Annotated in this window: 3 protein-coding genes; all 3 read right to left on the minus strand. The window is 50.1% G+C overall.

Annotation, left to right across the window (positions count from 1 at the left end; genetic code table 11):
• A partial coding sequence (locus MoGM_RS04635) for a pitrilysin family protein (RefSeq protein WP_146078646.1) occupies positions 1-360 on the minus strand: 360 nt, incomplete at its 3' end.
• 38 nt (positions 361-398) lie between these two features.
• The gene (locus MoGM_RS04640; protein WP_104368962.1) at positions 399-599 is read right to left on the minus strand and encodes a helix-turn-helix transcriptional regulator; all 201 of its coding nucleotides are present in this window, start codon (positions 597-599) and stop codon (positions 399-401) included.
• A gap of 35 nt (positions 600-634) precedes the next feature.
• On the minus strand, positions 635-1,036 hold a 402-nt coding region (locus MoGM_RS04645), incomplete at its 5' end, for a DUF2975 domain-containing protein (RefSeq protein WP_146078647.1).

Genomic DNA, 1,036 nt, shown 5'->3' on the forward strand with positions numbered 1-1,036 from the left:
ATACACAGTCTCGTCTGCCGCTGTGTATGCGTTCAGGTTGTATCCGAACTTCACTCCGATAGTCTCGCAGTATTCCACGACCTTGTTGCCGGGGAAGTTTTTCGTTCCGTTGAAGCACATGTGCTCCAAGAAGTGAGCCAGGCCGCGCTGGTTGTCGTCTTCCTGCACCGCGCCCACTTTCTGCGCGATGTAGAAACTTGCCCTGTCTTTCGGCTCCTCGTTGTGACGGATGTAGTAAGTCAGTCCGTTTTCCAGTTTGCCGTAACGCACTGCGGGGTCCATCGGAAATCCGGGCATCTGTTGTGCACCGGCTGTCCACGAACAGAACGCAGCGAATGCGATAACGATTAATTTTTTCATTGTTTTCAAATGTTTGGTTAATTATTAGTGTATCCTATTTATTTATATTCCAATATCTCTCCCGGCTGGCAGTCGAGCGCCTTGCAGATGGCTTCGAGCGTGGAGAATCGCACGGCCTTTGCCTTGCCTGTCTTCAGGATAGACAGGTTGGCGGGTGTCACTCCCACGGCTGTCGCCAGTTCGCCGAGCGATACCTTGCGTCTTGCCATCATCACGTCGAGATTAACTATTATCGGCATTGTCTTTTCTATTCTTCTGTATATTGCTATTTTTGTTATATTGTCAGTTCCTGGTCCTCCCTCAACCTCAGTCCCATGGCGAACACCTCGCCTATGATGCAGGCCAGCACTCCGAGTATGATGTTGCTGCTGCACAGCGGACTGAGCCAGTCTATTATGCGTCCTTCCACGGCGAATGCCTGTGAGATCGTGTAGCATTGTATCCAAGAGTATATGAGGTTTAGCGCCGATGCGGCTATGAGCAGTCCGCCCATGGTTTCCAACAGGTTCACGTTCTTCCATGTGAATATCTCCTGTCGGTTTATGTTTTTGATGAAACGGATGAAGTGCCACATCACAAGCAGTGTCAGCACAGTGCTTATTATGGCGCAGAATGTGCTGATGAATCCTGATATTCCGCCCATTACATCTTTGTCGAGCCACACCACGCCTTGTGT

This window comes from Prevotella sp. MGM1 (assembly GCF_002933775.1).
In the GTDB taxonomy this organism is placed as follows: domain Bacteria; phylum Bacteroidota; class Bacteroidia; order Bacteroidales; family Bacteroidaceae; genus Prevotella.